Origin of the sequence: Pantoea dispersa, assembly GCF_014155765.1 — a bacterium.
Taxonomy (GTDB): Bacteria; Pseudomonadota; Gammaproteobacteria; order Enterobacterales; family Enterobacteriaceae; genus Pantoea; species Pantoea dispersa.
In genome coordinates this window covers 130411-156649 of sequence record NZ_SCKT01000010.1, presented here as the reverse complement: position 1 = coordinate 156649, position 26239 = coordinate 130411, and the positions used below count along the sequence as shown (strand labels likewise).

Here is a 26239-nt window from a genome sequence, read left to right as displayed (position 1 = left end):
GTCAGATTTCGACCTGAGTACCGAGCTCGATTACCCGGTTAGGCGGAATTTCAAACTGATCCGGCGCGCGCAGGGCGTTGCGTTGCAGCGCAAGGAACAGCTTGCCGCGCAGACGCAGATACCACGGGCGTTTGCCGATGATCAGCGACTCGTGTGACATAAAGAACGACGTTTCCATCATGCGGCAGTTGAGCCCTTCGAGGCCGCAGCGGTGGAAAATCTCCTCGACGTTCGGCGTTTCGCGCCAGCCGTAGCTTGCCACCACGCGCCAGAAGGTGGGCGACAGCTGCTCAATGGTCACGCGACGCACGTTGTGCACATAAGGCGCATCTTCGGTACGCAGCGTCAGCAGCACCACGCGCTCGTGCAGCACCTTGTTGTGCTTCAGGTTATGCAGCATGGCAAAGGGGATGACATTGAGCGCCCGCGACATGTAGACCGCCGTGCCCGGCACGCGCACCGGCGGCGACTTCTCCAGCGAGGCGATCATCGCCTCCAGCGAATTGCCATGCTCATGCATACGACGCAGCAGGCGGAAGCGCTCGCTCTTCCACGTGGTCATCACGATAAACATCATCAGCGCCAGCGTCAGCGGCAGCCAGCCGCCGGAGAATACTTTGACCAGGTTGGCGGAGAACAGCGAAACGTCGATGCACAGCATCGCGATGAGAATCAGCACCACCAGATAGCGATTCCAGTGCCAGTTCTGAATCGCCACCGTTGAACACAGAATGGCGGTCAGCACCATGGTACCGGTCACCGCAATCCCGTAGGCGGCCGCCAGATTACTGGAGTGCTCAAAGCCGACGATCACTATCACCACAGAGAAATAGAGCAGCCAGTTGATGACCGGAATATAAATCTGGCCGGATTCCTCTTCGGACGTGTGCACGATGCGCATCGGCGGCAGATAGCCAAGACGCACCGCCTGGCGCGTCAGCGAGAATACGCCGGAGATTACCGCCTGCGAGGCGATCACCGTGGCCAGCGTAGCGAGAATCAGCATCGGAATCAGCGCCCAGTCCGGTGCCAGCAGGAAGAACGGGTTTTTGATGGCCTCCGGATGCTCCAGCAGCAGCGCCCCCTGGCCGAAATAGTTGAGCACCAGCGACGGCAGCACCACCACAAACCATGCCAGGCGAATCGGAAACTTACCAAAGTGGCCCATATCGGCATACAGCGCTTCAACGCCGGTGATCGCCAGCACCACCGCGCCCAGCGCGAAGAACGATACCGTTTTGTACTGAATAAAGAAGTGCAGCGCCCAGTACGGGTTCATGGCGTGCAGCACCTCAGGATTATTGATGATACTGCGCGCGCCCAGCACCGCCAGGATGATGAACCACAGCAGCATCACCGGCGCAAACAGCTTACCGACAATGCCGGTGCCGTGTTTCTGAATTACAAACAGCAGCGTCAGTACCGCAATCGCCAGCGGCACAATGTAGCTATCGAGGCTCGGCGCGGCGATCTCCAGCCCTTCGATGGCCGAAAGCACGGATACCGCCGGCGTGATCACCACTTCCCCGTAGAAGAAGCTGCCGCCAATCAGCCCCATGATCACCAGAATCGCCGTGGCGCGCGCACCGGTATTGCGGCCCGCCAGTGACATCAGCGTCAGGATCCCGCCTTCACCGGCGTTGTCGGCGCGCATCACATAACTGATGTATTTAAGCGAAACCACCAGAATCAGCAGCCAGAAGATCAGCGACAGAAAGCCAAACACCGCCTCGCGTTCCACGCCAAAGCCGAACTGACCAGAGAGACACTCGCGCAGGGTATAGAGCGGGCTGGTGCCGATATCGCCATACACCACGCCGATCGCCGCCAGAGTGACTGCGCCAAGGGACTGTTTCTTATCCGAGCTCATAAGTTGTCTTTTGTTGGAGCCGCGCAGGCCTCAGCCCGGCGCTCAGATCATCAAAAAGCGCACAGTATGCACATATTCCCGAAAAAACCTACTTTTACCGTCTGGCATTACGCCGTCTGCGCAGCGTTTTTTCGCCGAAAATCGGCGCGAAATGCGCTGAAAACCCGCGATTTGCCTCACCTCAACCTTCTGAAACAAAAAAGCTGACGGCTATCAACGCTTTCACGCATGATAAACAGTAGAGTATTGCGCTCGCCAGAATATGACGGCACCAGGATCAGAAGGACAATGATGTGATTATGGCTCAACCCCATCTTTTGGCAGAAAGAATTTCTCGCCTCAGCAATGCCCTGGAGAAAGGGCTGTATGAACGGCATCATGCCATTCGTCTCTGCCTGCTGGCAGCGCTGAGCGGCGAAAGCGTGTTTCTGCTTGGGCCACCGGGCATCGCCAAGAGCCTGATTGCCCGCCGACTGAAATACGCCTTCCAGCATGCCCGTGCCTTTGAATACCTGATGACCCGTTTTTCCACACCTGAAGAGGTGTTTGGCCCGCTGTCGATTCAGGCGCTGAAAGATGAAGGCCGCTACCAGCGTCTGACCAAAGGCTATCTGCCGGATGCCGAAATTGTCTTTCTTGATGAGATCTGGAAAGCCGGTCCGGCGATTCTCAATACGCTGCTCACCGCCATCAACGAACGTCGCTTCCGCAACGGCGACAGCGAAGAGTCGATCCCGATGCGCCTGCTGGTCACCGCCTCTAACGAACTGCCGGAAGCCGATAGCGGTCTGGAAGCGCTGTACGACCGTATGCTGATCCGGCTGTGGCTCGACAACGTGCATGAAAAGCAGAATTTCCGCAGCATGCTGACCCACCAGCAGGATGAAAACGCCAATCCGGTGGCGGAATCGCTGTGCATCAGCGATGAAGAGTATCAGCAGTGGCAGAAAGGCATCAGCCAGGTCAGCCTGCCCGATCATGTGTTTGAACTGATCTATCAGCTGCGCCAGCAGCTGGAGAACCTGCCAGAGGCGCCGTATATCTCCGATCGCCGCTGGAAAAAAGCCATCCATCTGCTGCAGGCCAGCGCGTTTTACAGCGGCCGCGTGGCGATTGCCCCGCTTGATCTGATCCTGCTGAAAGATTGCCTGTGGCACGACGTGGCGTCGATGCAGCTACTGGATCGTGAAATCGATGCGCTAATGACGCAGCACGCGTGGCAGCAGCAGGCGATGCTGCACACGCTGCAGCAGATCAAAGCGCGCCGGCTGGCGCTGCAACAACAGCAGAGCGTGGCGCAGGCGCTGACGCTGGAGAAACACAGCGGCATGTTCAGCCGCAAACCGCACTATGAATTACCGGCCTCGATCACGGACGAACAGCTGACTCTGATGCTGCAGCAACCGCTGACGCTGCACGACATGCAGGTCACGCACGTGGTGGTGGCACGCGATGCGCTCAATCAGTGGCTGCTGAAGGCGGGCGAGATCCGCGGCAAGCTCAACGGCATCGGCTTTGGCCAGACGCTCGACCTGCTGGTGGATGCGCACCACTGTCTGACGCTGCGCGACGTCAGCCTGCAGTCCACGCGCCTGACGCTGCCGGGTGCCGCCAGCAGCAGCGACGTGCCGCAGGAAATCATTGAAGAATACGACGCGCTGGAGGCCCAGCTGCGCGCGCAGCGCACGCTGTTTAGCCAGCACCAGCGCTGCCTGTTTATCAGCGACGACTGGCTGGCGCGCGTCGAAACCAGCCTGCAGGATGTGGCGGAACAGCTGAAACAGGCGAGAAAATGATCTCGCTGGAGACGCTCAGCACGCTGTTGTCGATTGGCGAAACCGAGCTGATCGAAGAGCTGATTGTGGCACTGCTGGCCTCGCCACAGCTGGCGCTGTTCTTTGAAAAATTTCCGCGCCTGAAACAGGCGATGATGGGCGAGCTGCCGCGCTGGCGCGCCGAGATTGCCGCCCAGATGAAAACCACGCCGGTGCCGGACGCGCTGGCGCGCGAATTTCAGCTCTTCCAGCAGATGCAGCTGCTCAGCAGCCACGCCTTCAGTGAGCAACTGCCCGCCATCATGACGCAGCTGAAAGCGCTGCCGTCCCCGTTTATCGAAGAGGCCAGCAAACTGCTGCTGCATACCGACAGCGCCCAGCTGAGCAATGCGCAGCACACGCTGTTCCTGCAGCGCTGGCGCCTGAGCCTGACGCTGCAAACCCTGACGCTGAACGAAACCCTGCTGGAAGAGCAGCGGGAACGCCTGATGGCTGAGCTGCAGCAGCGCATGGCCATCAGCGGCCAGCTGGCGCCGATTCTGACCGATGACGACGAAGCCGCCGCCGGACGCCTGTGGGATCTGAGCAAGGCACCGCTGCAGCATGGCGACTATGAGTTGATTGTGCAGTACGGCGATTTCCTCGCCCAGCAGCCGGAACTGATGAAACTGGCGCAGCAGCTGGGACGCAGCCGCGAAGCGAAATCGGTACCGTCACAGGATGCGCCGCTGGAAGCGTTTCATCAGCTGGTGCGCGAGCCGGACAACGTGCCGGAAGAGGTCAGCGGCATCCATCAGAGCGACGATGTGCTGCGTCTGTTGCCGCCGGAACTGGCGGCGCTGAGCATCAGCGAACTGGAGCTGGAGTTTTATCGCCGGCTGGTGGAGAAACGCCTGCTGACCTACCGGTTACAGGGCGATGCCTGGCACGAGAAAGTGACGCTGCGCCCGGCCAGCCATCAGCAGCACGAAGCACAGCCGCGCGGCCCGTTCATCGTCTGCGTGGATACCTCTGGTTCGATGGGCGGTTTCAATGAACGCTGCGCCAAAGCGTTTTGTCTGGCGCTGCTGAAGGTGGCGCTGGCCGACAGGCGGCGCTGCTACATCATGCTGTTTGCTCACGAAGTGATTGGCTACGAGCTGACCGCGGATAACGGCATCGAGCAGGCAATCCGTTTTCTCAGCCAGCGTTTTCGCGGCGGCACCGATCTGGCCGCCTGCCTGTCTGCGGTGGTCACGCGTATGGAGGGCAGTCAGTGGCAGGAAGCCGATGCGGTGATCGTTTCCGATTTTATCGCCCAGCGTCTGCCGGACGACATCGTCAGCACTATTAAACAGCGCCAGCGTCACCACCAGCAACGCTTCCACGCCGTGGCGATGTCGGCGCACGGCAAACCCGGCATTCTGCGCATTTTCGATCACATCTGGCGCTTCGATACCGGCCTGAAAAGCCGCCTGCTGCGCCGCTGGAAACGCTAATTCATCAGGCAGAAATGCTAATTTGCTATAGTGAATTACCCGCTGTGTTTAATCAGCTTACGGAGTTCACTGTGACAACCGCTCATCTTCACGATCAATTGCCTGCGCCCACCCGCACCGTCCGGCTTTCCGGCAGCAGCAGCGACGCCAAACGCGCCGAACTGCTGGCCTATTTCACCCAGACCTGGGAGCTGTACGAAAGCCTGTTCGACTGCCTCGCCGATGAGCGCGCGTACTTTAATAAAGCTATCACCCTGCGCCATCCGCTGATCTTCTACTTTGGCCATACCGCTACTTTCTACATTAATAAGCTGATGGCGGGCGGTTATCTGCAGCAGCGCATTGACGATCGCATCGAGGCGATGATGGCGATCGGCGTGGATGAGATGAGCTGGGACGATCTCGACGACAGCCATTACAGCTGGCCGGACGTAGCCGAGGTGCGCGACTACCGTGGCAAAGTGAAAACCGTGGTAAGTGAATTCATCCGCACCATGCCACTGGATCTGCCGATTGACTGGGACAGCCCGGCGTGGGTGATTCTGATGGGTATTGAGCATGAGCGAATTCACCTCGAAACCTCCAGCGTGCTGATCCGCCAGCTGCCGCTTGAGTGGGTTAAACCGCAGCCGCACTGGCCGGCGTGTCCACAAGCGCGCCACGATCGTGCCTCGGTACCGGCCAATACGCTGGTGGCGATGCCAGGCGGCCGCGTCACGCAGGGTAAAACCGATGATACCTACGGCTGGGATAACGAATACGGCAGCCTTTCAACTGAGCTGAAACCGTTCAAAGCCAGCAAAATGCTGGTGAGCAACGCCGAGTTCTTTCATTTTATTGCCGCCAACGGCTATAACGAACGCCGCTGGTGGGATGATGAAGGCTGGGGCTGGCGTGAGTATGCCCAGGCGCAGATGCCGACTTTCTGGGTCGGCGACATTGCACAACCTGACGATCTCCGGCTGCGCCTGATGACCGAAGAAGTGGCGATGCCGTGGGACTGGCCCGCCGAAGTGAATCAGCTGGAAGCGGCGGCGTTCTGCCGCTGGCTGGCAGAAGAGAGCGGCAAAGCGATCCAGCTGCCGTGCGAAGCCGAGTGGATGCAGCTGCGCGAGCAGGTTGCCGGCGATCAGCCAGACTGGATCGACGCGCCGGGCAACATCAATCTTGCCCGCTGGGCCTCTTCCTGTCCGGTAGACCACTTTGCCCAGGGTGACTTCTTCGACATCGTCGGCAACGTCTGGCAGTGGACCACCACGCCGACCAACGGCTTTGAAGGCTTCAGGGTACATCCGCTGTATGACGATTTCTCCACGCCCACCTTTGACGGCAAACATGCGCTGATCAAAGGCGGCAGCTGGATCTCCACCGGCAACGAAGCGCTGAAATCCTCACGCTACGCCTTCCGGCGCCACTTCTTCCAGCATGCCGGTTTCCGCTACGTGGTTTCCTCGCATCAGGAGAGCATGGCGCTGAATCCGTATGAAACCGACAGCATGGTGTCGCAGTACCTCGACTTCCAGTACGGCCCCGGCTATTACGGTGTGCCGAACTACGCGGCGGCGCTGGTCGATATCGTGCTGCCGCACTGCGCGCAGCGCGGCCACGCGCTGGATATCGGTTGCGCCACCGGCCGTGCCAGCTTTGAACTGGCACGCCATTTTGCTGCGGTCACCGGCATGGATTACTCGGCGCGCTTTATCGACGTGGCGCTGCAGCTGACCTCGGGCGAGGATTTCCGTTACGTGGTGCCGGAAGAGGGAGAGCTGGTGGAGTATCGCCAGGTGCGGCTGAAAGAGTTTGGTTTCGATGAGTCCCTGGCGCAGCGCATTCAGTTTGTGCAGGGCGATGCCTGTAACCTGAAACCGCAGCCCGATGGCTACGATCTGGTACTGGCCTCCAACCTGATCGATCGCCTGCGCCAGCCGAAGCGCTTCCTGCAGGACATCACGCCGATGATCCGCTCCGGCGGTTTGCTGGCTATCTCCTCACCTTACACCTGGCTGGAAGAGTTCACGCCGAAGGAGAACTGGCTGGGCGGTTTCCGTGAAAACGGTGAAGCGCTCACCACCTGGCAGGCGCTGCAACGACTGCTGCGCGATGCCTTTGAGGAGGTTGCGCCGCCGCAGGACGTGCCGTTTGTGATTCGCGAAACCGCGCGTAAGTTCCAGCACACACAGGCCCAGCTGACGCTGTGGCGTAAGCGCTAAAAAGCGTGCAGACAGCGGCAGCTCCGCTGTCTGCGCCTTGCCTGTCCCGCTAATTTGCTGCACATTCTCCCTGTTCAGAGAAGACGAACCTAATGAGGATGGATGATGGCGGAACACCTGCAACTGGATAATCTCGACCGCGGCATTTTAAATGCGCTGCTGCAAAACGCGCGCACCGCGTACGCCGAACTCGCCAAGCAGTTCAACGTCAGCCCCGGCACGATTCACGTGCGCGTCGAGAAGATGCGTCAGGCGGGGATTATTCTGGGTACGCGCGTGGAGATCGATCCACGGCAGCTCGGATTTGATGTCTGCTGTTTTATCGGCATCATTTTGAAAAGCGCGCGCGACTATCCGGCAGCGCTCAGCAAACTGGAAGCGCTGGATGAAGTGGTGGAAGCCTGGTATACCACCGGCCACTACAGCATTTTTATTAAAGTGATGTGCCGCTCCATTGATGCGTTGCAGCAGGTGCTGATCAACAAGATCCAGACCATTGATGAAATCCAGTCCACCGAGACGCTGATCTCGCTGCAAAACCCGATCATGCGCACTATCAAGCCGTGATCGGCTTCCCCGCTGTGCATAACCTTATCCCGGGCGGATCGCTTTTGTGATGCGCCTTGTCGCCTGATGCTATCGACGATTAACCCTGTTTTCCACAGGTGGATCACCGCTTGATCACAGCGTACAATGCTCGCCTTTAGTGCGGGAGAGCATCATGGCCGATATTACCTTAATCAGTGGCAGTACCCTTGGCAGCGCCGAATATGTCGCTGAACATCTGGAAGAGAAACTGCAGGAAGCGGGCTTTTCAACCGAACTGCTGCACGGACCCGAGCTGGATGAGGTGCCGCAGGAGGGCGTCTGGCTGATTGTCAGCTCAACGCACGGTGCCGGCGAACTGCCGGACAACCTGCTGCCGTTTTATGAAGCGCTGCAGGAGAGCCAGCCGGATCTCTCAGGCGTACGCTTTGGCGCAGTGGGTATCGGTAATCATGAATACGATCTGTTCTGCGGTGCGATCAAACTGCTGGAGACGACGTTAACGCAGCTGGGTGCCAAACGTATTGGCGATCGGCTGGAGATCGACGTGCTGGAACATGAGATTCCGGAAGATCCGGCGGAAGTGTGGGTTGCCAGCTGGCACCCGCAGATTTAAGACGATCTTTGCTGGTCGGGGATCGGGTATTTATGTCGATCCCCAGTTGATTCCGCTGTTTTATCGCCTTTTACCTGCGTCGCTCTGTGGATAAGATCCGTTATTTCATGCGTATAACCAGTAGTTATCCAAAGAACAACCGCTGATGCTTTTTTACGCTGTGTATAAGTAGCAAAGTTGATCTCAGCTTATACGGATCAGGATCACCGATCATTCACAGTAAACGATCCTCGCTAATCCCCTGTTGCCACAGCGCTTTTCCGGGTTATCAACAGACAGGGGCGATCCTAATAAGAGATCTAACAGAGAGATCATATAAAAGACTTAAGATCCTTTCTTTTAAACCGCAGGATCCCGCGACTTTCGCCCTGAACAGAATTTCAGTAGAATCCACCGCCCAGGGCAACGATCCCTGTCCGAACACTAACGAGGACCCACTTCATGTTTTATCCAGATCCTTTTGACGTCATCGTAATCGGTGGTGGTCATGCGGGCACAGAAGCCGCGATGGCCGCTGCCCGAATGGGTCAGCAAACCCTGTTACTCACCCATAATATTGATACGCTGGGACAAATGTCCTGTAACCCGGCGATCGGTGGCATCGGGAAAGGACACCTGGTTAAGGAAGTGGATGCCTTAGGCGGTTTGATGGCCAGCGCGATCGATCAGGCCGGTATTCAGTTTAGGATACTAAACGCCAGCAAAGGCCCGGCGGTGCGTGCCACGCGTGCACAGGCAGACCGGGTACTGTATCGCCAGGCGGTACGCACTGCGCTGGAAAACCAGCCGAACCTGATGATCTTCCAGCAGGCGGTTGATGATCTGATTGTGGAGAACGATCGCGTTGTCGGCGCCGTGACCCAGATGGGCCTGAAGTTCCGGGCGAAAACCGTCGTTCTGACGGTGGGCACTTTCCTGGACGGCAAAATCCACATCGGCCTCGATAACTACAGCGGTGGTCGTGCAGGCGATCCTCCGTCGATTCCGCTGGCTAAACGTCTGCGTGCGCTGCCGCTGCGCGTAAACCGCCTGAAAACCGGTACGCCACCGCGTATCGATGCCCGCACCATCGACTTTTCGGTGCTAACGCCGCAGCACGGGGATGACCCGATGCCGGTGTTCTCGTTTATGGGCCATGCCGGACAGCATCCGCAGCAGGTACCATGCTGGATAACCCACACCAATGAGCAGACACATGAAGTGATCCGCAATAACCTCGATCGCAGCCCGATGTATGCCGGGATCATCGAGGGGATCGGGCCACGCTACTGCCCGTCGATTGAAGACAAAGTGATGCGCTTTGCCGATCGTAACGCACATCAGATTTTCCTTGAGCCGGAAGGGCTGACCAGCAACGAAATCTACCCGAACGGTATCTCCACCAGCCTGCCGTTTGATGTGCAGATGCAGATCGTGCGCTCGATGAAAGGTCTGGAGAACGCGAAGATCGTGCGCCCGGGCTACGCCATCGAGTACGACTTCTTCGATCCGCGCGATCTCAAGCCGACGCTGGAGAGTAAATTTATCCACGGCCTGTTCTTTGCCGGCCAGATCAACGGCACCACCGGTTATGAAGAAGCGGCGGCGCAGGGGCTGCTGGCCGGCCTTAACGCTGCGCGTCAGTCAGCGGACAAAGAGGGCTGGGCGCCGCGTCGCGATCAGGCCTATCTTGGCGTGCTGGTCGACGATCTGTGTACGCTGGGCACCAAAGAGCCGTATCGCATGTTTACCTCGCGCGCCGAGTATCGTCTGATGCTGCGTGAAGATAACGCCGATCTGCGCCTGACCGAAACCGGACGTGAACTCGGCCTGGTCGACGACGCGCGCTGGGCTCGCTATAACCAGAAGCTGGAAGCGATTGAGCAGGAGCGTCAGCGTCTGCGTGACCTGTGGGTGCATCCGAAGTCTGAAAACGTCAGCGAAGTGAACACGGTAATCAGCGCGCCGCTCACCAAAGAAGCCAGCGCGGAAGATCTGCTGCGTCGTCCGGAGATGACCTACGAACTGCTGATGTCGCTGCCGGGCTACGGTCCGGCGCTGGCGGATGAGCAGGCCGCAGAGCAGGTAGAGATTCAGGTGAAGTATGAAGGTTACATCGCGCGTCAGCAGGAGGAGATCGATCGCCAGCAGCGCAATGAAAACACCTTACTCCCGGCCGACCTCGACTATCGCCAGGTGAATGGACTGTCGAATGAAGTGATCGCCAAACTCAACGACCACAAACCGACCTCTATCGGCCAGGCATCGCGTATTTCCGGCATCACGCCGGCGGCAATTTCAATTCTGCTGATTTACCTGAAAAAACAGGGCCTGCTGCGTAAAAGCGCCTGATCGACCCCCGGGGCGGGCACGCTCGCCCCTGTTAATGGAATTCTCGTCGTGATTAATAAACTCTCCCGGCTGCTGCAAGCGGCAAACATTTCCCTCTCCGATCAGCAAAAACAGCAGCTGGTGGGTTATGTCGAACTGCTGCACAAGTGGAATAAAGCCTACAACCTGACCTCGGTGCGCGATCCGCAGCAGATGCTGGTGCGCCACATTCTCGACAGCATCGTGGTAGAACCCCACCTGCAGGGTGAGCGCTTTATTGATGTCGGTACCGGACCGGGCCTGCCGGGGATCCCGCTGGCGATTGTTTGCCCGCAGGCGCACTTTACGCTGCTGGACAGCCTCGGGAAACGCGTGCGTTTCCTGCGTCAGGTGCAACATGAGTTAGGGCTTACTAACGTCACGCCGGTGCAGAGCCGGGTGGAAGAGTTCCCGGCTGAGCCGCCGTTTGACGGGGTGATCAGCCGCGCCTTTGCATCGCTGGAGGACATGCTGAACTGGTGCCACCATCTGCCGGGAGCAACAGGCCACTTCTATGCGCTGAAAGGCGTCAGGCCGGATGACGAAATTGCCGCGCTGCCTGCCGGCTTCGCCATCGAAAAAATTGAGCCACTGCGGGTGCCGGAACTGGAAGGTGAGCGTCATCTGGTGGTGATCAGGCGGCAATAGTCGCGCAAACGGTGTGGATTTATCGTGATTCATGCCGTTTGGCTTAGCGCAGCAGCCGGCTAAAAAAACAGCGGTTGAACGCGTCACGATAAACGCTTTTATTCAACAGGGCAGGGGAAGCGGGTTAACATCCGCCGCGGAAATTATCCGAAAACCTCTGTTACATTTAACGAATAATTCACATTTCATTATCAGTTACATCACTTTAACCGCTGTATTTACAGTGCCGAATAGTCACGGCGGAAAATATAACTCTGCAATAAATCGGCGGACGTAATATCAGTTTTACGTTTTTATTGCGGTGGCTGATGTCAATAGAGTGTTTTTATCGAAAATCTGGCGCTAATCCTGAAGCAATAATTCTATCTTACTGATAGAAAAGTAAATTACGGGTTTCATTAATTGCGCGGCAGGGGTTAAAAAGCAAATTATCGCTGCCGGGGGTGCTTATAATGTGATCTGAAGCACGCTTTAAAAGCAAGTCTGCCGGGCAATTTCAAGCCTGTTTCGTCAGGCAGGCCGAAGCGGATGTTTTGAAAAATAGCCCTCCAGAAAGAAATTTAAATAATTGTTCACCTTTTCGCTACTTACCGATTGAAATCGCAGGTGCGGCCCGTATAATTTGCACGGCTTTTGCTGCTTGACTCAAAAGAGTAAAGGCAGTCTTATACGACACGCGACATACCCCGTTCGGGGCAGGAGAGTTAAGCGTCATGTCAGTGTCTCTTTACAGTGTGAAATTAGCCCGAACCGTGCTGGTGATCCAGCTGGTGACCTTTGTCGTAATCGGTGCGCTGTTTGCCCTGAAAGATGTCACCTGGGGCGCCTCTGCCATCGCGGGTGGTGCGGCAGCCTGGCTGCCAAACGTACTGTTTATGTTTTTAGCCTGGCGCCTGCAGGATCAAACTCCGGCAAAAGGGCGTGTCGCCTGGAGCTTCGCCTTTGGTGAAGTGCTCAAGGTGTTTGCCACCGTTGTTTTTCTCGTTGTGGCGTTAGGTGGATTTGGAGCGGTCTTCTGGCCACTCGCAATCACCTGGTTATCGGTGCTGGTGGTACAAATCGTCGCGCCGGCTGTAATTAACAACAAAGGGTAAGAGGCATCATGGCCGCAGGAGAGATCTCAACGCCGCAGGAATACATAGGTCATCATCTGACACATCTTCAGATGGACCTGCGTACTTTCGAGCTGGTGAATGCACACGACGCGCCAGCAACGTTCTGGACGTTAAACCTGGACTCCATGTTTTTCTCTGTTGTACTGGGACTGGTGTTCCTGGTGCTGTTCCGTAAAGTGGCGAAAAGTGCCACCAGCGGTGTGCCAGGGAAAATGCAGGCGGCTATCGAGCTGGTCGTTGGTTTTGTTGATAGCAACGTCCGCGACATGTACCACGGTAAGAGTAAAGTTATCGCCCCGCTGGCTCTGACGATTTTCGTCTGGGTCTTCCTGATGAACTTCATGGATCTGCTGCCTATCGATTTGCTGCCGTTTATCGGTGAGCACTATCTGGGCCTGCCGGCGCTGCGCGTCGTGCCGTCTGCAGACGTGAACATCACGCTGTCTATGGCGCTGGGCGTATTTATTTTGATTCTGTTCTACAGCATCAAAATGAAAGGTGTAGGTGGCTTCGCCAAAGAGCTGACGCTGCAGCCTTTTAATCACCCGATCTTCATCCCCATCAACCTGATTCTTGAAGGTGTTAGCCTGCTGTCTAAACCGGTTTCGCTCGGTCTGCGACTGTTCGGCAACATGTATGCGGGTGAGCTGATCTTTATCCTGATTGCCGGTCTGCTGCCGTGGTGGTCGCAGTGGGTGCTGAATGTGCCATGGGCCATTTTCCACATCCTGATTATTTCGCTGCAGGCTTTCATTTTCATGGTCCTCACGATTGTCTATCTGTCGATGGCATCTGAAGAGCATTGATTTTTATCTCAACAACTTAGCTTTTAACTGAAACAAACTGGAGACTGTCATGGAAAACCTGAATATGGATCTGCTGTACATGGCTGCCGCTGTGATGATGGGTCTGGCGGCAATCGGTGCTGCGATCGGTATCGGCATCCTCGGAGGTAAATTCCTGGAAGGCGCAGCGCGTCAGCCGGATCTGATTCCTCTGCTGCGTACGCAGTTCTTTGTTGTAATGGGTCTGGTGGATGCAATCCCAATGATCGCTGTTGGTCTGGGTCTCTACGTGATGTTTGCTGTCGCCTAAAGCCTGTAGCCGTGGTTCACTCATGGCACGCAGTGTGATGAGGAACGGATTCTGCCGTTTATCGCTGATAGCGGCAGAGCAAGTTAACTTAATAAGAGGCATTGTGCTGTGAACATTAATGCAACAATCCTCGGCCAGGCCATCGCGTTCATCCTGTTTGTCGCGTTCTGCATGAAGTACGTATGGCCGCCGATTATGGCTGCCATCGAAAAGCGCCAGAAAGAAATTGCTGAAGGCCTTGCTTCTGCTGAACGCGCGAAGAAAGATTTGGATCTCGCGCAGGCCAATGCGACCGACCAGCTGAAAAAAGCCAAAGAAGAAGCTCAGGTCATTATCGAGCAGGCGAACAAACGCCGTGCCCAGATTCTGGACGAAGCCAAAACTGAAGCTGAGACTGAACGTAACCGCATCGTGTCTCAGGCGCAGGCAGAAATCGAAGCCGAGCGCTCACGTGCACGTGAAGAGCTGCGTAAGCAAGTCGCGCTGCTGGCCTTAGCTGGCGCCGAGAAGATCATCGAACGTTCCGTGGATGAAGCTGCTAACAGCGACATCGTTGATAAACTGGTCGCTGAACTGTAAGGAGGGAGGGGCTGATGTCTGATCTGATTACTGTAGCTCGCCCCTACGCCAAAGCAGCTTTTGACTTTGCTGTTGAGCATCAAAGTATCGACCGCTGGCAGACCATGCTGGCGTTTGCCGCAGAAGTGGCTCGCAACGAACAGATGGCAGAACTCCTTTCCGGTGCATTAGCACCGGAAGCCTTGTCTGCTTCTTTCAACGCAGTCTGTGGTGATCAACTTGATGAACACGCTCAGAACCTGATTAAGGTTATGGCGGAGAACGGACGTTTGACAGCGCTTCCAGCGGTACTGGAACAGTTCATTCAACTGCGTGACGCTTATGAAGCGACAGCCGAAGTTGATGTGATCTCCGCCAGTGCGCTGAGTGACAGCCAGCTGAGTAAAATCAGCGCCGCGATGGAAAAACGTCTGTCACGCAAAGTTAAGCTGAATTGCAAAATTGATAAGTCTGTAATGGCAGGTGTGGTTATCCGTGCGGGTGACCTGGTGATTGATGGCAGCGTGCGCGGCCGTCTTGACCGTCTGGCAGACGTCTTGCAGTCTTAAGGGGACTGGAGCATATGCAACTGAATTCCACCGAAATCAGCGAACTGATCAAGCAGCGCATTGCTCAGTTCAATGTCGTGAGCGAAGCTCACAACGAAGGTACTATTGTTTCTGTAAGTGACGGTATCATCCGCGTACACGGCCTGGCCGATGTAATGCAGGGTGAGATGATTGCTCTGCCGGGCAACCGTTACGCTATCGCACTGAACCTCGAGCGTGACTCTGTAGGTGCAGTAGTGATGGGTCCGTACGCTGACCTCGCCGAAGGCATGAAGGTGAAGTGTACTGGCCGTATCCTGGAAGTGCCGGTTGGCCGTGGCCTGCTGGGCCGCGTGGTTAACACCCTGGGTGCACCGATCGACGGTAAAGGCGCTATCGACAACGATGGCTTCTCACCAGTTGAAGTGATTGCACCAGGCGTTATCGACCGTCAGTCAGTCGACCAGCCTGTTCAGACCGGTTACAAATCTGTCGATGCGATGATTCCAATCGGCCGTGGCCAGCGTGAGCTGATCATCGGTGACCGTCAGACCGGTAAAACTGCGATGGCCATCGACGCCATCATCAACCAGCGCGATTCTGGCATCAAGTGTGTTTACGTCGCGATCGGTCAGAAAGCCTCTACCATCTCTAACGTGGTACGTAAGCTGGAAGAGCACGGTGCGCTGTCTAACACCATCGTGGTTGTTGCTTCCGCTTCTGAATCCGCTGCGCTGCAGTACCTGGCTCCGTATGCCGGTTGCGCGATGGGTGAATACTTCCGTGACCGCGGTGAAGATGCGCTGATCGTGTATGATGACCTGTCTAAGCAGGCTGTTGCTTACCGTCAGATTTCTCTGCTGCTGCGCCGTCCGCCGGGTCGTGAAGCATTCCCGGGCGACGTGTTCTACCTCCACTCTCGTCTGCTGGAGCGTGCATCACGCGTTAGCGCTGACTACGTTGAGCGTTTCACCAACGGTGAAGTGAAAGGCCAGACCGGTTCTCTGACCGCGCTGCCGATTATCGAAACCCAGGCGGGTGACGTTTCTGCGTTCGTTCCGACCAACGTAATCTCGATTACCGATGGTCAGATCTTCCTGGAATCGAACCTGTTCAACTCCGGTATCCGTCCAGCCGTTAACCCGGGTATTTCGGTATCCCGTGTTGGTGGTGCTGCACAGACCAAGATCATCAAGAAACTGTCCGGTGGTATCCGTACCGCGCTGGCACAGTATCGTGAACTGGCAGCGTTCTCTCAGTTCGCTTCCGATCTGGACGATGCAACGCGCAAACAGCTGAGCCACGGTCAGAAAGTGACCGAGCTGCTGAAGCAGAAACAGTATGCACCGATGTCTGTTGCACAACAGGGTCTGGTACTGTTCGCTGCCGAGCGCGGCTTCCTGAACGACGTTGAACTGGCGAAAATCGGCAGCTTCGAAGCCGCTCTGCTGGCGTTCGCCGATCGCGAACACGCGGAGCTGATGGCTGAAATCAACCAGGCGGGTAACTACAACAACGAAATCGAAGAGAAGCTGAAAGGCCTCCTCGAAACGTTTAAAGCAACCCAGTCCTGGTAATGTCTGGCGGCTTGTCTGAAAAGGCAGGCCGCAAGGCTTTGAGGAGAAGCTAATGGCCGGCGCAAAAGAAATACGTACCAAGATCGGAAGCGTGAAAAACACGCAGAAGATCACCAAAGCGATGGAAATGGTCGCCGCCTCCAAAATGCGTAAAACGCAGGAACGCATGGCGGCCAGCCGTCCGTATGCAGATACCATGCGCAAAGTGATTGGTCACCTTGCTCTGGGTAATCTGGAATACAAGCACCCTTACCTGGATGAGCGCGACGTTAAGCGCGTCGGCTACCTGGTCGTTTCGACTGACCGCGGGCTTTGTGGTGGTTTGAACGTTAACCTGTTCAAAAAATTGCTGGCAGAAATGAAAGGCTGGTCTGATAAAGGCGTACAGAGCGATCTGGCTATTATCGGTTCCAAAGGCGTTTCTTTCTTCGGCTCTGTAGGTGGCAACGTCGTGGCTCAGGTTACCGGCATGGGCGATAAGCCTGCGCTGTCCGACCTGATCGGCCCGGTAAAAGTGATGTTGCAGGCTTATGATGAAGGCCGCATCGACAAGCTGTTTATCGTCAGCAATAAATTTAACAACACCATGTCTCAGACTCCGACCATTACCCAACTGCTGCCGTTACCGCCAGCGGAAGGTGAAGAAGAGATGAAGGCGAAGACCTGGGATTACCTGTACGAACCCGATCCGAAAGCGCTGCTGGATACCCTGCTGCGTCGTTATGTCGAATCGCAGGTTTATCAGGGTGTGGTGGAAAACCTGGCCAGTGAGCAGGCTGCACGTATGGTGGCCATGAAAGCGGCAACCGATAACGGCGGAAACCTGATCAAAGAGCTGCAGTTGGTGTACAACAAAGCTCGTCAGGCCAGCATCACTCAGGAACTTACCGAGATCGTCTCGGGAGCCTCCGCGGTTTAACCAGGCATATATCCCGTCGCGCGAGCGCGGCCGGATATTCTCGTATTAGGTAGAGGATTCAAGATGGCAGCTGGAAAGATTGTCCAGATTATCGGCGCCGTAGTTGACGTCGAATTCCCTCAGGACGCGGTACCGCAGGTATACAGCGCTCTCGAGGTAAAAAATGGTGATGCTCGTCTGGTGCTGGAAGTACAGCAGCAGCTGGGCGGTGGCGTGGTGCGTACCATCGCCATGGGTTCTTCTGACGGCCTGAAGCGCGGTCTGGAAGTCACCGACCTGAAAAAACCTATCCAGGTTCCGGTTGGTAAAGCAACACTCGGCCGTATCATGAACGTGCTGGGTGAGCCAATCGACATGAAAGGCGACCTGAAAGAAGAAGACGGCAGCGCTGTAGAGGTTTCCTCTATTCATCGCGCAGCGCCTTCTTATGAAGATCAGTCAAACTCGCAGGAACTGCTGGAAACCGGCATCAAGGTTATCGACCTGATGTGTCCGTTCGCGAAGGGCGGTAAAGTCGGTCTGTTCGGTGGTGCGGGTGTAGGTAAAACCGTAAACATGATGGAGCTGATCCGTAACATCGCGGCTGAGCACTCAGGTTATTCGGTCTTTGCCGGCGTGGGTGAGCGTACTCGTGAGGGTAACGACTTCTACCACGAAATGACGGACTCCAACGTTATCGATAAAGTAGCGCTGGTGTATGGCCAGATGAACGAGCCGCCGGGTAACCGTCTGCGCGTAGCACTGACCGGTCTGACCATGGCGGAAAAATTCCGTGATGAAGGCCGTGACGTTCTGCTGTTCATCGACAACATCTACCGTTACACCCTGGCCGGTACAGAGGTTTCTGCACTGCTGGGTCGTATGCCATCGGCGGTAGGTTATCAGCCAACGCTGGCTGAAGAGATGGGTGTGCTGCAGGAGCGTATTACCTCCACCAAGACCGGTTCAATCACCTCCGTACAGGCCGTTTACGTTCCTGCGGATGACCTGACTGACCCGTCACCAGCAACCACCTTTGCTCACTTAGACTCAACCGTTACGCTGAGCCGTCAGATCGCGTCACTGGGTATCTACCCGGCCGTTGACCCGCTGGACTCTACCAGCCGTCAGCTGGATCCGCTGATCGTCGGTCAGGAGCACTACGACGTCGCGCGTGGCGTTCAGTCGCTGCTGCAGCGTTACCAGGAGCTGAAAGACATCATCGCCATCCTCGGCATGGACGAGCTGTCTGAAGAAGACAAACTGCTGGTGGCACGTGCGCGTAAGATTCAGCGCTTCCTGTCTCAGCCGTTCTTCGTAGCAGAAGTCTTCACCGGTTCTCCGGGTAAATACGTGACGCTGAAAGACACCATCCGTGGCTTCAAAGGCATCATGGAAGGCGAATTCGACCACCTGCCAGAGCAGGCGTTCTACATGGTCGGCGCGATCGAAGAAGCTGTCGAAAAAGCGAAGAAACTGTAATAACGGTTTCCCAGGAGGAGTGGTATGGCTATGACTTATCATCTGGACGTGGTCAGCGCGGAGCAGCAAATGTTCTCCGGTCTGGTGCAGCGTATCCAGGTGTCAGGTAGCGAAGGTGAGCTGGGTATTTACCCGGGCCACGCCCCGCTGCTGACTGCCATCAAGCCTGGTATGATTCGCATCGTTAAACAGCACGGCGAAGAGGAGTATATCTACCTCTCTGGCGGCGTGCTGGAAGTACAGCCGGGCAGCACGACCGTTCTGGCCGACACTGCAATTCGCGGTGAAGACCTCGACGAAGCGCGCGCGCTGGAAGCGAAACGTAAAGCAGAAGAGCACATGAACAGCAGCCACGGCGACGTGGACTATGCTCAGGCCTCTGCGGAGCTGGCGAAAGCTATCGCGAAACTGCGCGTCATCGAGCTGACCAAAAAAGCGATGTAATCAGGCTTTATGCGTCACGAAATGCCAGCCCCCGGGCTGGCATTTTTTTTGCCTGCTGCCGGTGCGCATAAATGCGCACCCTACGAATAGCTATGCTAGTGGGCGCCATTCATGGCGACCAAATGTCGGTACGCATAAATGCGCATGCTGTCCAAAACCGCACAATCACCCCGTAGGGGCGCCATTTATGGCGACCGAAAATGGCGCAACGCCCTTACCTTATGCCCTTCCCGGCGACCCGTGCTGGCCACTCACCGCCGCTCATCCTCTTCCGCTAATTTCGCACGGAGAAAAATGTAGTAATCTCAGGGGTAAACCTTACACTTTCGTAAGCTAAATTGAGTCAGGATAGTTATGTCGACAAGCGCAATGAGCGTGGTGATCCTCGCCGCTGGCAAAGGCACCCGCATGTATTCCGATCTGCCCAAGGTGCTGCACAGCCTGGCAGGTAAACCGATGGTGCAACACGTTATTGATGCCGCTACCGGCCTCGGCGCACAGCATGTGCATCTGGTCTACGGCCACGGCGGTGAGTTGCTGCAGGAGAAACTGGCGCATAACCCGCTGAACTGGGTGTTGCAGGCGGAACAGCTCGGCACCGGCCATGCTATGCAGCAGGCGGCACCGTTCTTCGCCGATGACGAAGATATCCTGATGCTGTACGGCGATGTCCCGCTGATCGCCCAGGAAACCCTTCAGCGTCTGCGCGACGCCAAACCCGCTGGCGGCATCGGGCTGCTCACTGTGGTGCTGGATAACCCCACCGGCTACGGACGCATCGTGCGTGAAAACGGCACCATCACCGGCATCGTGGAGCAAAAAGATGCGTCAGCCGAACAGCTGAAGATTCAGGAGATCAACACCGGCATCCTGATCGCCAACGGTGCCGACCTGAAGCGCTGGCTGGCGCAGCTCAACAATCATAATGCGCAGGGCGAATTTTACATCACCGATATCATCGCCATGGCGCATCAGGAAGGCCGCGTGATCAACGCAGTGCACCCGGCGCGCATCAGCGAAACCGACGGCGTAAACAATCGTCTGCAGCTGGCCACGCTGGAGCGCACTTATCAACGCGAGCAGGCGGATAAGCTGCTGCTGGCTGGCGTCATGCTGCGCGATCCGGCGCGCTTCGATCTGCGCGGTACGCTGCAGCACGGTCGTGATGTCGATATTGATACCAACGTGATCATTGAAGGCAACGTCACGCTGGGCCATCGGGTAAAAATTGGCGCTGGCTGCATCATCAAAAACAGCGTGATTGCCGATGATTGCGAAATCAGCCCTTATTCGGTGATTGAAGATGCCACGCTGGCCGCCGCCTGCACCGTCGGGCCGTTTGCGCGCCTGCGTCCGGGCAGCGAACTGGCTGAACAGGCGCACGTCGGCAACTTTGTCGAGATGAAGAAAGCGACGCTGGGCAAAGGCTCTAAGGCCGGCCATCTGTCGTATCTCGGGGATGCGGAGATTGGCGCGGGCGTGAATATCGGTGCCGGCACCATCACCTGCAACTACGACGGTGCCAACAAGTTTAAAACCATTATCGGCGACAACGTGTTTGTCGGCTCGGACACCCAGCTGGTGGCTCCGGTCAGCGTGGCGGCGGGCGCCACCATCGCCGCCGGCACAACGGTGATGAAAGATGTTACCGCTGCCGATCTGGTCTATAACCGCAAAGAGCAAAATCAGAAGTCTGGCTGGCAGCGTCCGGTTAAGAAAAAATAAATGTCAGGGCCGGCAAAGATCGGCCCGGTATTAAAACCCGACATATTCCGGTTTTCAGGCAGCTAACGCACCAGCAACCTGGAATAGGAAGGGATATCCCCCACTCTCTACAAGGCTCGGGGAACAATCAGGTCAGATGACAACGCAATGGCCGAAAGCCATGACGTCAGGAAATTATTATGTGTGGAATTGTTGGTGCAGTAGCGCAGCGTGATATCGCAGAAATTCTGCTGGAAGGGCTGCGTCGTCTTGAGTATCGCGGTTATGACTCTGCCGGTCTGGCGGTTGTCGATCGCCAGGGCCACATGACGCGGTTGCGTCGTCTGGGTAAAGTGGCCAATCTGGCAGAAGCGGCGGAACAGCAGCCGCTGATTGGCGGAACCGGCATCGCGCACACCCGCTGGGCGACGCACGGTGAGCCATCGGAAGCCAATGCGCATCCGCACGTCTCAGAGCACATTATTATTGTGCACAACGGCATCATTGAGAACCACGAACCGCTGCGTGAGCAGATGATCGCACGCGGTTATCGCTTTGCCTCCGAAACCGATACCGAAGTGGTGGCGCACCTGGTGCACTGGGAGCAGAAACAGGGCGGTACGCTGCGCGAAGTGGTACTGCGGGTGATCCCGCAACTGCGCGGGGCGTATGGCATGGTGATCATGGACAGCCGCGATCCGTCGGTGCTGGTGGCTGCGCGTTCCGGCAGCCCGCTGGTCATTGGCCGCGGCGTGGGCGAAAACTTTATCGCTTCCGATCAGCTGGCGCTGCTGCCGGTGACCCGCCGCTTTATCTACCTCGAAGAAGGGGATATTGCCGAAATTACCCGCCGCGAAGTGACGATTATCGATCGCCACGGTAACCAGGCACAGCGCGCGGAGATCGAATCCAATGCGCAGTACGATGCCGGCGACAAAGGCGTCTACCGCCATTACATGCAGAAAGAGATTTACGAACAGCCGAACGCCATCAAAAACACGCTGGCCGGCCGCTTCCATGACGGAATTGTTGATCTCAGCGAGCTGGGCGCTAACGCGGAAACGCTGCTGAGCCAGGTGGAACACATTCAGATCATCGCCTGCGGTACCTCCTACAACTCCGGCATGGTGTCGCGTTACTGGTTTGAGTCGCTGGCCAACATCCCGTGTGACGTGGAAATCGCCTCCGAATTCCGCTATCGCAAATCGGCGGTGCGTAAAAACAGCCTGCTGATCACCCTGTCACAATCCGGTGAAACCGCCGATACGCTGGCAGCGCTGCGCCTGTCCAAAGAGCTGGGCTATCTCGGTTCGCTGGCCATCTGCAACGTGGCGGGTTCGTCACTGGTGCGTGAGTCAGATCTGGCGCTGATGACCAAAGCCGGCACCGAAATCGGCGTGGCTTCGACCAAAGCGTTCACCACCCAGCTGACGGTACTGCTGATGCTGGTGGCGAAGCTGGGCCGTCTGCACGGCATGCGCGCTGACACCGAGCACGAGATTGTCCATGCACTGCAGGCGTTGCCGAGCCGCATTGAACAGATGCTGGCGCAGGATAAAGTGATCGAGAATCTCGCCGAAGGCTTCTCTGACAAGCATCACGCGCTGTTCCTCGGCCGTGGCGATCAGTATCCGATTGCCATGGAAGGAGCGCTGAAGCTGAAAGAGATCTCCTACATCCACGCCGAAGCCTATGCGGCGGGCGAGCTGAAACACGGTCCGCTGGCGCTGATTGATGCCGATATGCCGGTGATTGTGGTGGCACCGAACAATGAATTGCTGGAGAAGCTGAAATCCAACATCGAAGAGGTGCGCGCGCGCGGCGGTCTGCTGTACGTGTTTGCCGACCAGGATGCCGGTTTCAGCGACAGCGAAGGCATGAAAATCATCCCACTGCCGCACGTCGAAGAGGTGATTGCCCCAATCTTCTACACCGTGCCGCTGCAGCTGCTCTCCTACCACGTGGCGCTAATCAAAGGCACCGATGTCGACCAGCCGCGTAACCTGGCGAAATCGGTCACGGTGGAATAAGCGTAGCCCGGTCTGGAAACAGGCCGGGTTTTTTAAATCATTGTTGTTTCGATTAAATTAATCGTAAATTCTGTGAACGTTGTGAATTAATTTTTCCCTGATATGTGAAATCAACTTTCATAATTCTCTGGCTGTCCTTCACTTCTGTTTTGTTTAACTTTAATTTAACCTTTCAGTCATAAGCTTTCTGATGCATGTAGCAAGCCAAACTCGTTCTCTGCATGTAGTAATTTATGGCGCGTTATTTCATATTTACTTTTTTGTGTCTGGTGCTTTTATCCGATGCACTGGCATCGTCATTCAGTGTGAATATTTCTGGTAACGTGATGGTACCTGCCGACTGTAAAATAAATAATGGTATGCCGATCAGTGTTAATTTCGGCGATGTGCGCACCGATAAAATAGATGGGAAAGCGTATCAGCAACCTGTGTCATTTACGCTTTCCTGCACTAATCTTCCCTCTAATGCGCTTAAACTCCAGCTACAGGGGAATGCAGCCAGCTTCGATAGCGGCGCGTTACGCGCATCCGTTAGCGGTTTAGGCATTGCGTTTTTTAAGTCTAACGCTGAAAGGTTAAATATTAATACCAGCTGGGTAAACTTTACTTATCCCGCGCTGCCGGTTATTACGGCCGTCCCGGTGAAAGATAACAGCAGCAGTTTAACGGGCGGAAGTTTTACTTCAGCGGCAACACTGGTAGTGGAACTGCAATAAATGAAACGAACGTGGTTAATGGCACTATTGCTGCCCGCTATGCTGAAGTATAGCGCAGTGGCTGCTTTCAGCGTGCAGGCTAACTTCAGTGGACAGCTAATCGAACCACCGTTATGTCAGATTAACGGCGAAAAGCCAATTATGGTGGAGTTTGGTTCAGTGGTTATTTCCCAGATCAATGGTGACAGCTACAGAAAACCTGTCTCCTGGACGTTAACCTGTAGCAATAATCCCGATAAGAGTATGCGTGTACAAATCAGTGGCACCGGAAGCGCATTTAATTCTGCTTTGCTGGCGACCAGCCAGCGTGATTTGGCGATTCAGATATTAAGCGGTAAAAATGGCGAAAATGCCCTGGCACTGAATAACTGGCTGCCGTTTACCTTTCCTGCGCTGCCCGTCATTCAGGTGGTACCGGTGAAAAAAAACGCCGCGGTGTTAACCAGCGGTGACTTTTCTGCTTTTGCTGCGCTGGTGGTTGAGTACCAGTAGATGATCGGCGTTGACGCAACCACAGGATTAGACCAATGCTAACAGGGCTTGTTTTCCGCTATCTGGCTTTTTTCGCTGGCCTGCTGCTGTTCTTTTCAGCGCAAGCGATGGAAGCCCCGCGCGTGGATGGCATTCGCTGGGTCAACGCAAGCCAGGTTGAAATTACCTGGTCAGTGGTGGATGTCGGTATGATATCCGGCTATGCCCGCTGTAACTCTTCAGAGAGAACCTGCGCAGCAGGCATCGGTGTCAGCGCCTGGTTTATCGGGCATGGCACCGTATTCAGCGCTGCGGGCGGGCCACAAATTTACGTCGATCAGGGCGAGAGCCTGGCCTCGGTGGCTGAACGTTTTATCCGTTTTAATGGTCGGGGTGGCAAGTTTCTGCGTAACTCAGATACCCGTTATTACAGTTCATACTGCGGCAGCTTTGTGACAGCCTCCGCGACCGTAACTGACTATTCCGGAATGGTTGCGCCCTGGGCACCTTGCGTCAACATTCCGGTGGTGCCGGTATCCTGTTCGGTAAGCGGAGCCGCGCTGAATATTAATCATGGTACGCTGGCCCCGGCCGCCGTTAATGGCGCCAAAGCCAGCGTTAACTTCTCGCTTTTCTGCAACCGTGATGTGAATATCAGTTTTGCGCTTGCCGGTGGGATCAATATCCTCAAACTGAGCAACAACATCAGTACGCTGTTATCACTGGCTGACGGGAGCCTGAATAAACCGCGATTAGTGCGGGCTAACGTGACGACGCCGTTCACGCTGATTTCGACGCTCTCCTCAACAACCCCCAGTCCCGGTAACTTTACCGGCAGCACGGTGGTTTTCATTAATTACCTCTGATTTGCCAGCCGACCCGGTTGTCATATAACTGTCACAATTCGTACATTTCACTGTCATCAAACTGTCCTATTTTGCCTCCAGCAGCAATCAATGACTCTTACTAAAACGGCGTCAAGCCTGATTTTTAATCCCCTGGAGGGAACATGACACTGATGCGTAGCACCGTAGCCCGAATTCTCGCCGCCACCTTCGCAGTAAGCGCGGTTTCTGCTTTTGCAGCCACCGACCTGACAGGCGCAGGCGGGACGTTCCCGGCACCGGTTTATGCCAAGTGGGCAGCAGAGTATCAGCAAGCCACCGGTAGCAAAATCAACTATCAGGGTATTGGTTCCTCGGGTGGCGTGAAGCAAATCATCGCCAAAACCGTGGATTTCGGTGCGTCCGATGCGCCGATGAAAGAAGAAGATCTGCAGAAAAATGGCCTGTTCCAGTTCCCGACGGTGATCGGTGGCGTGGTGCTGGCGGTGAACATTCCCGGCGTTAAATCTGGTGAGCTGACGCTCGACGGTAAAACGGTCGGCGACATCTATCTCGGCACCATCAAAAAGTGGAACGATCCGGTGATCACCAAACTGAACCCGGGGGTGAAGCTGCCAGACACCAACATCAACGTGGTGCGCCGCGCAGATGGTTCCGGCACCTCTTTCGTCTTCACCAGCTACCTGTCTAAAGTGAACGAGACCTGGAACAGCAAAATCGGTAAAGGCAACACCGTTAACTGGCCAACCGGACTGGGCGGTAAAGGTAACGACGGCGTGGCCGCGTTTGTACAGCGTCTGCCAGGCTCGATTGGCTACGTAGAGTACGCCTACGCCAAACAGAACAACCTGACTTACACCAAACTGGTTGATGCCGATGGCAAGCCAGTGGCACCGAGCGAAGCCAGCTTTGCGAACGCCGCCAAAGGCGCTGACTGGAGCAAATCCTTTGCCCAGGACCTGACCTTCCAGAAAGGCAACGACGCATGGCCGATCACTTCAACCACCTTCATCCTGATCTACAAAGAGCAGGCGAATGCAGAGAAGGGCAGTGAAGTGCTGAAGTTCTTTGACTGGGCGTACAAAGGCGGCAGCAAAACGGCTACGGCGCTGGATTACGCTGCGCTGCCAGAGAGCGTAGCGAATCAGATTCGTGCTGCCTGGAAAGCCAACATCAAAGACAGTTCCGGTAAAGCGCTGTACCAGTAAGTGTATGACCCGGCCAGCGTCCGCGCTGGCCAGCCTGATGGGCGGCCTTGTTGCCG

Annotated in this window: 23 protein-coding genes; 22 read left to right on the top strand and 1 reads right to left on the bottom strand. The window is 56.1% G+C overall.

What is annotated here, in order from left to right:
• Position 1 precedes the first annotated feature (1 nt).
• Positions 2–1870 (bottom strand): low affinity potassium transporter Kup, encoded by a 1869-nt coding sequence (gene kup, locus H7K56_RS21135; RefSeq protein WP_021508177.1) that lies wholly within the window; start codon positions 1868–1870, stop codon positions 2–4.
• A gap of 299 nt (positions 1871–2169) precedes the next feature.
• On the opposite strand from kup, the gene ravA reads away from it, so the two are divergent.
• The 22 genes from ravA to pstS all read left to right on the top strand — a co-directional run bounded on the left by ravA (position 2170) and on the right by pstS (position 26183).
• Entirely contained in the window at positions 2170–3666 is a 1497-nt protein-coding gene (gene ravA, locus H7K56_RS21130; RefSeq protein ID WP_150361066.1) for an ATPase RavA, read from the top strand.
• The gene (viaA, locus tag H7K56_RS21125; protein WP_058770715.1) at positions 3663–5123 is read left to right on the top strand and encodes an ATPase RavA stimulator ViaA; all 1461 of its coding nucleotides are present in this window, start codon (positions 3663–3665) and stop codon (positions 5121–5123) included. The genes ravA and viaA overlap by 4 nt, the downstream gene beginning before the upstream one ends.
• Positions 5124–5194: 71 nt before the next feature.
• Positions 5195–7333: a 5-histidylcysteine sulfoxide synthase gene (ovoA, locus tag H7K56_RS21120; RefSeq protein WP_150361067.1), complete on the top strand. Its 2139-nt coding sequence runs from the start codon at positions 5195–5197 to the stop codon at positions 7331–7333.
• Positions 7334–7438: 105 nt separating this feature from the next.
• The gene (gene asnC, locus H7K56_RS21115) at positions 7439–7900 is read left to right on the top strand and encodes a transcriptional regulator AsnC (RefSeq protein ID WP_007893613.1); all 462 of its coding nucleotides are present in this window, start codon (positions 7439–7441) and stop codon (positions 7898–7900) included.
• Between the two features lie 154 nt (positions 7901–8054).
• Positions 8055–8495, top strand: coding sequence for an FMN-binding protein MioC (mioC, locus tag H7K56_RS21110; RefSeq protein ID WP_021508182.1), 441 nt, complete (start codon positions 8055–8057; stop codon positions 8493–8495).
• A 441-nt stretch (positions 8496–8936) separates the two neighbouring features.
• Positions 8937–10826 (top strand): tRNA uridine-5-carboxymethylaminomethyl(34) synthesis enzyme MnmG, encoded by a 1890-nt coding sequence (mnmG, locus tag H7K56_RS21105; protein WP_150361068.1) that lies wholly within the window; start codon positions 8937–8939, stop codon positions 10824–10826.
• Positions 10827–10874: 48 nt separating this feature from the next.
• The gene (gene rsmG, locus H7K56_RS21100) at positions 10875–11492 is read left to right on the top strand and encodes a 16S rRNA (guanine(527)-N(7))-methyltransferase RsmG (RefSeq protein ID WP_150361069.1); all 618 of its coding nucleotides are present in this window, start codon (positions 10875–10877) and stop codon (positions 11490–11492) included.
• A 713-nt stretch (positions 11493–12205) separates the two neighbouring features.
• Positions 12206–12586: a F0F1 ATP synthase subunit I gene (atpI, locus tag H7K56_RS21095; RefSeq protein ID WP_021508185.1), complete on the top strand. Its 381-nt coding sequence runs from the start codon at positions 12206–12208 to the stop codon at positions 12584–12586.
• A gap of 8 nt (positions 12587–12594) precedes the next feature.
• Complete coding sequence (gene atpB / locus H7K56_RS21090; RefSeq protein WP_031279833.1) at positions 12595–13413, top strand: F0F1 ATP synthase subunit A; 819 nt, start codon at positions 12595–12597, stop codon at positions 13411–13413.
• 49 nt (positions 13414–13462) lie between these two features.
• Complete coding sequence (gene atpE / locus H7K56_RS21085; RefSeq protein WP_003849523.1) at positions 13463–13702, top strand: F0F1 ATP synthase subunit C; 240 nt, start codon at positions 13463–13465, stop codon at positions 13700–13702.
• Between the two features lie 108 nt (positions 13703–13810).
• Positions 13811–14281 carry a F0F1 ATP synthase subunit B gene (gene atpF, locus H7K56_RS21080; protein WP_021313757.1) on the top strand — a complete coding sequence of 157 codons (471 nt, stop codon included), beginning with the start codon at positions 13811–13813 and terminating at the stop codon, positions 14279–14281.
• A gap of 14 nt (positions 14282–14295) precedes the next feature.
• On the top strand, positions 14296–14829 hold the full coding sequence (atpH, locus tag H7K56_RS21075) for a F0F1 ATP synthase subunit delta (RefSeq protein WP_021508187.1): 534 nt from the start codon (positions 14296–14298) through the stop codon (positions 14827–14829).
• A 14-nt stretch (positions 14830–14843) separates the two neighbouring features.
• Complete coding sequence (atpA, locus tag H7K56_RS21070; RefSeq protein WP_021508188.1) at positions 14844–16385, top strand: F0F1 ATP synthase subunit alpha; 1542 nt, start codon at positions 14844–14846, stop codon at positions 16383–16385.
• A gap of 52 nt (positions 16386–16437) precedes the next feature.
• Complete coding sequence (gene atpG / locus H7K56_RS21065) at positions 16438–17304, top strand: F0F1 ATP synthase subunit gamma (protein ID WP_150361070.1); 867 nt, start codon at positions 16438–16440, stop codon at positions 17302–17304.
• A 63-nt stretch (positions 17305–17367) separates the two neighbouring features.
• Positions 17368–18765 carry a F0F1 ATP synthase subunit beta gene (atpD, locus tag H7K56_RS21060; protein WP_021508190.1) on the top strand — a complete coding sequence of 466 codons (1398 nt, stop codon included), beginning with the start codon at positions 17368–17370 and terminating at the stop codon, positions 18763–18765.
• A gap of 24 nt (positions 18766–18789) precedes the next feature.
• Positions 18790–19209 carry a F0F1 ATP synthase subunit epsilon gene (locus tag H7K56_RS21055; RefSeq protein ID WP_021508191.1) on the top strand — a complete coding sequence of 140 codons (420 nt, stop codon included), beginning with the start codon at positions 18790–18792 and terminating at the stop codon, positions 19207–19209.
• Positions 19210–19563: 354 nt separating this feature from the next.
• Positions 19564–20934 (top strand): bifunctional UDP-N-acetylglucosamine diphosphorylase/glucosamine-1-phosphate N-acetyltransferase GlmU, encoded by a 1371-nt coding sequence (glmU, locus tag H7K56_RS21050; RefSeq protein ID WP_150361071.1) that lies wholly within the window; start codon positions 19564–19566, stop codon positions 20932–20934.
• Positions 20935–21113: 179 nt separating this feature from the next.
• Entirely contained in the window at positions 21114–22943 is a 1830-nt protein-coding gene (gene glmS / locus H7K56_RS21045) for a glutamine--fructose-6-phosphate transaminase (isomerizing) (protein ID WP_058775624.1), read from the top strand.
• A 233-nt stretch (positions 22944–23176) separates the two neighbouring features.
• A complete protein-coding gene (locus tag H7K56_RS21040; protein WP_150361072.1) occupies positions 23177–23659 on the top strand; it encodes a fimbrial protein in 483 nt (160 codons plus the stop codon).
• Positions 23660–24151 carry a fimbrial protein gene (locus tag H7K56_RS21035; RefSeq protein WP_031279604.1) on the top strand — a complete coding sequence of 164 codons (492 nt, stop codon included), beginning with the start codon at positions 23660–23662 and terminating at the stop codon, positions 24149–24151. It begins immediately after the preceding gene.
• 35 nt (positions 24152–24186) lie between these two features.
• Positions 24187–24996 carry an MrpH family fimbial adhesin gene (locus H7K56_RS21030; protein WP_104094320.1) on the top strand — a complete coding sequence of 270 codons (810 nt, stop codon included), beginning with the start codon at positions 24187–24189 and terminating at the stop codon, positions 24994–24996.
• Positions 24997–25139: 143 nt separating this feature from the next.
• The gene (gene pstS / locus H7K56_RS21025; protein WP_150361073.1) at positions 25140–26183 is read left to right on the top strand and encodes a phosphate ABC transporter substrate-binding protein PstS; all 1044 of its coding nucleotides are present in this window, start codon (positions 25140–25142) and stop codon (positions 26181–26183) included.
• Positions 26184–26239: the final 56 nt, after the last annotated feature.

Excerpts from the sequence above, each read along its gene's own strand:
- kup (WP_021508177.1), bottom strand. The coding sequence starts at position 1,870 with ATGAGCTCGGATAAGAAACAGTCCCTTGGCGCAGTCACTCTGGCGGCG.
- ravA (WP_150361066.1), top strand. The coding sequence starts at position 2,170 with ATGGCTCAACCCCATCTTTTGGCAGAAAGAATTTCTCGCCTCAGCAAT.
- viaA (WP_058770715.1), top strand. The coding sequence starts at position 3,663 with ATGATCTCGCTGGAGACGCTCAGCACGCTGTTGTCGATTGGCGAAACC.
- asnC (WP_007893613.1), top strand. The coding sequence starts at position 7,439 with ATGGCGGAACACCTGCAACTGGATAATCTCGACCGCGGCATTTTAAAT.
- mioC (WP_021508182.1), top strand. The coding sequence starts at position 8,055 with ATGGCCGATATTACCTTAATCAGTGGCAGTACCCTTGGCAGCGCCGAA.
- mnmG (WP_150361068.1), top strand. The coding sequence starts at position 8,937 with ATGTTTTATCCAGATCCTTTTGACGTCATCGTAATCGGTGGTGGTCAT.
- atpI (WP_021508185.1), top strand. The coding sequence starts at position 12,206 with ATGTCAGTGTCTCTTTACAGTGTGAAATTAGCCCGAACCGTGCTGGTG.
- atpB (WP_031279833.1), top strand. The coding sequence starts at position 12,595 with ATGGCCGCAGGAGAGATCTCAACGCCGCAGGAATACATAGGTCATCAT.
- atpE (WP_003849523.1), top strand. The coding sequence starts at position 13,463 with ATGGAAAACCTGAATATGGATCTGCTGTACATGGCTGCCGCTGTGATG.
- atpH (WP_021508187.1), top strand. The coding sequence starts at position 14,296 with ATGTCTGATCTGATTACTGTAGCTCGCCCCTACGCCAAAGCAGCTTTT.
- atpA (WP_021508188.1), top strand. The coding sequence starts at position 14,844 with ATGCAACTGAATTCCACCGAAATCAGCGAACTGATCAAGCAGCGCATT.
- atpG (WP_150361070.1), top strand. The coding sequence starts at position 16,438 with ATGGCCGGCGCAAAAGAAATACGTACCAAGATCGGAAGCGTGAAAAAC.
- atpD (WP_021508190.1), top strand. The coding sequence starts at position 17,368 with ATGGCAGCTGGAAAGATTGTCCAGATTATCGGCGCCGTAGTTGACGTC.
- H7K56_RS21055 (WP_021508191.1), top strand. The coding sequence starts at position 18,790 with ATGGCTATGACTTATCATCTGGACGTGGTCAGCGCGGAGCAGCAAATG.
- glmU (WP_150361071.1), top strand. The coding sequence starts at position 19,564 with ATGTCGACAAGCGCAATGAGCGTGGTGATCCTCGCCGCTGGCAAAGGC.
- glmS (WP_058775624.1), top strand. The coding sequence starts at position 21,114 with ATGTGTGGAATTGTTGGTGCAGTAGCGCAGCGTGATATCGCAGAAATT.
- H7K56_RS21040 (WP_150361072.1), top strand. The coding sequence starts at position 23,177 with ATGGCGCGTTATTTCATATTTACTTTTTTGTGTCTGGTGCTTTTATCC.
- H7K56_RS21035 (WP_031279604.1), top strand. The coding sequence starts at position 23,660 with ATGAAACGAACGTGGTTAATGGCACTATTGCTGCCCGCTATGCTGAAG.
- H7K56_RS21030 (WP_104094320.1), top strand. The coding sequence starts at position 24,187 with ATGCTAACAGGGCTTGTTTTCCGCTATCTGGCTTTTTTCGCTGGCCTG.
- pstS (WP_150361073.1), top strand. The coding sequence starts at position 25,140 with ATGACACTGATGCGTAGCACCGTAGCCCGAATTCTCGCCGCCACCTTC.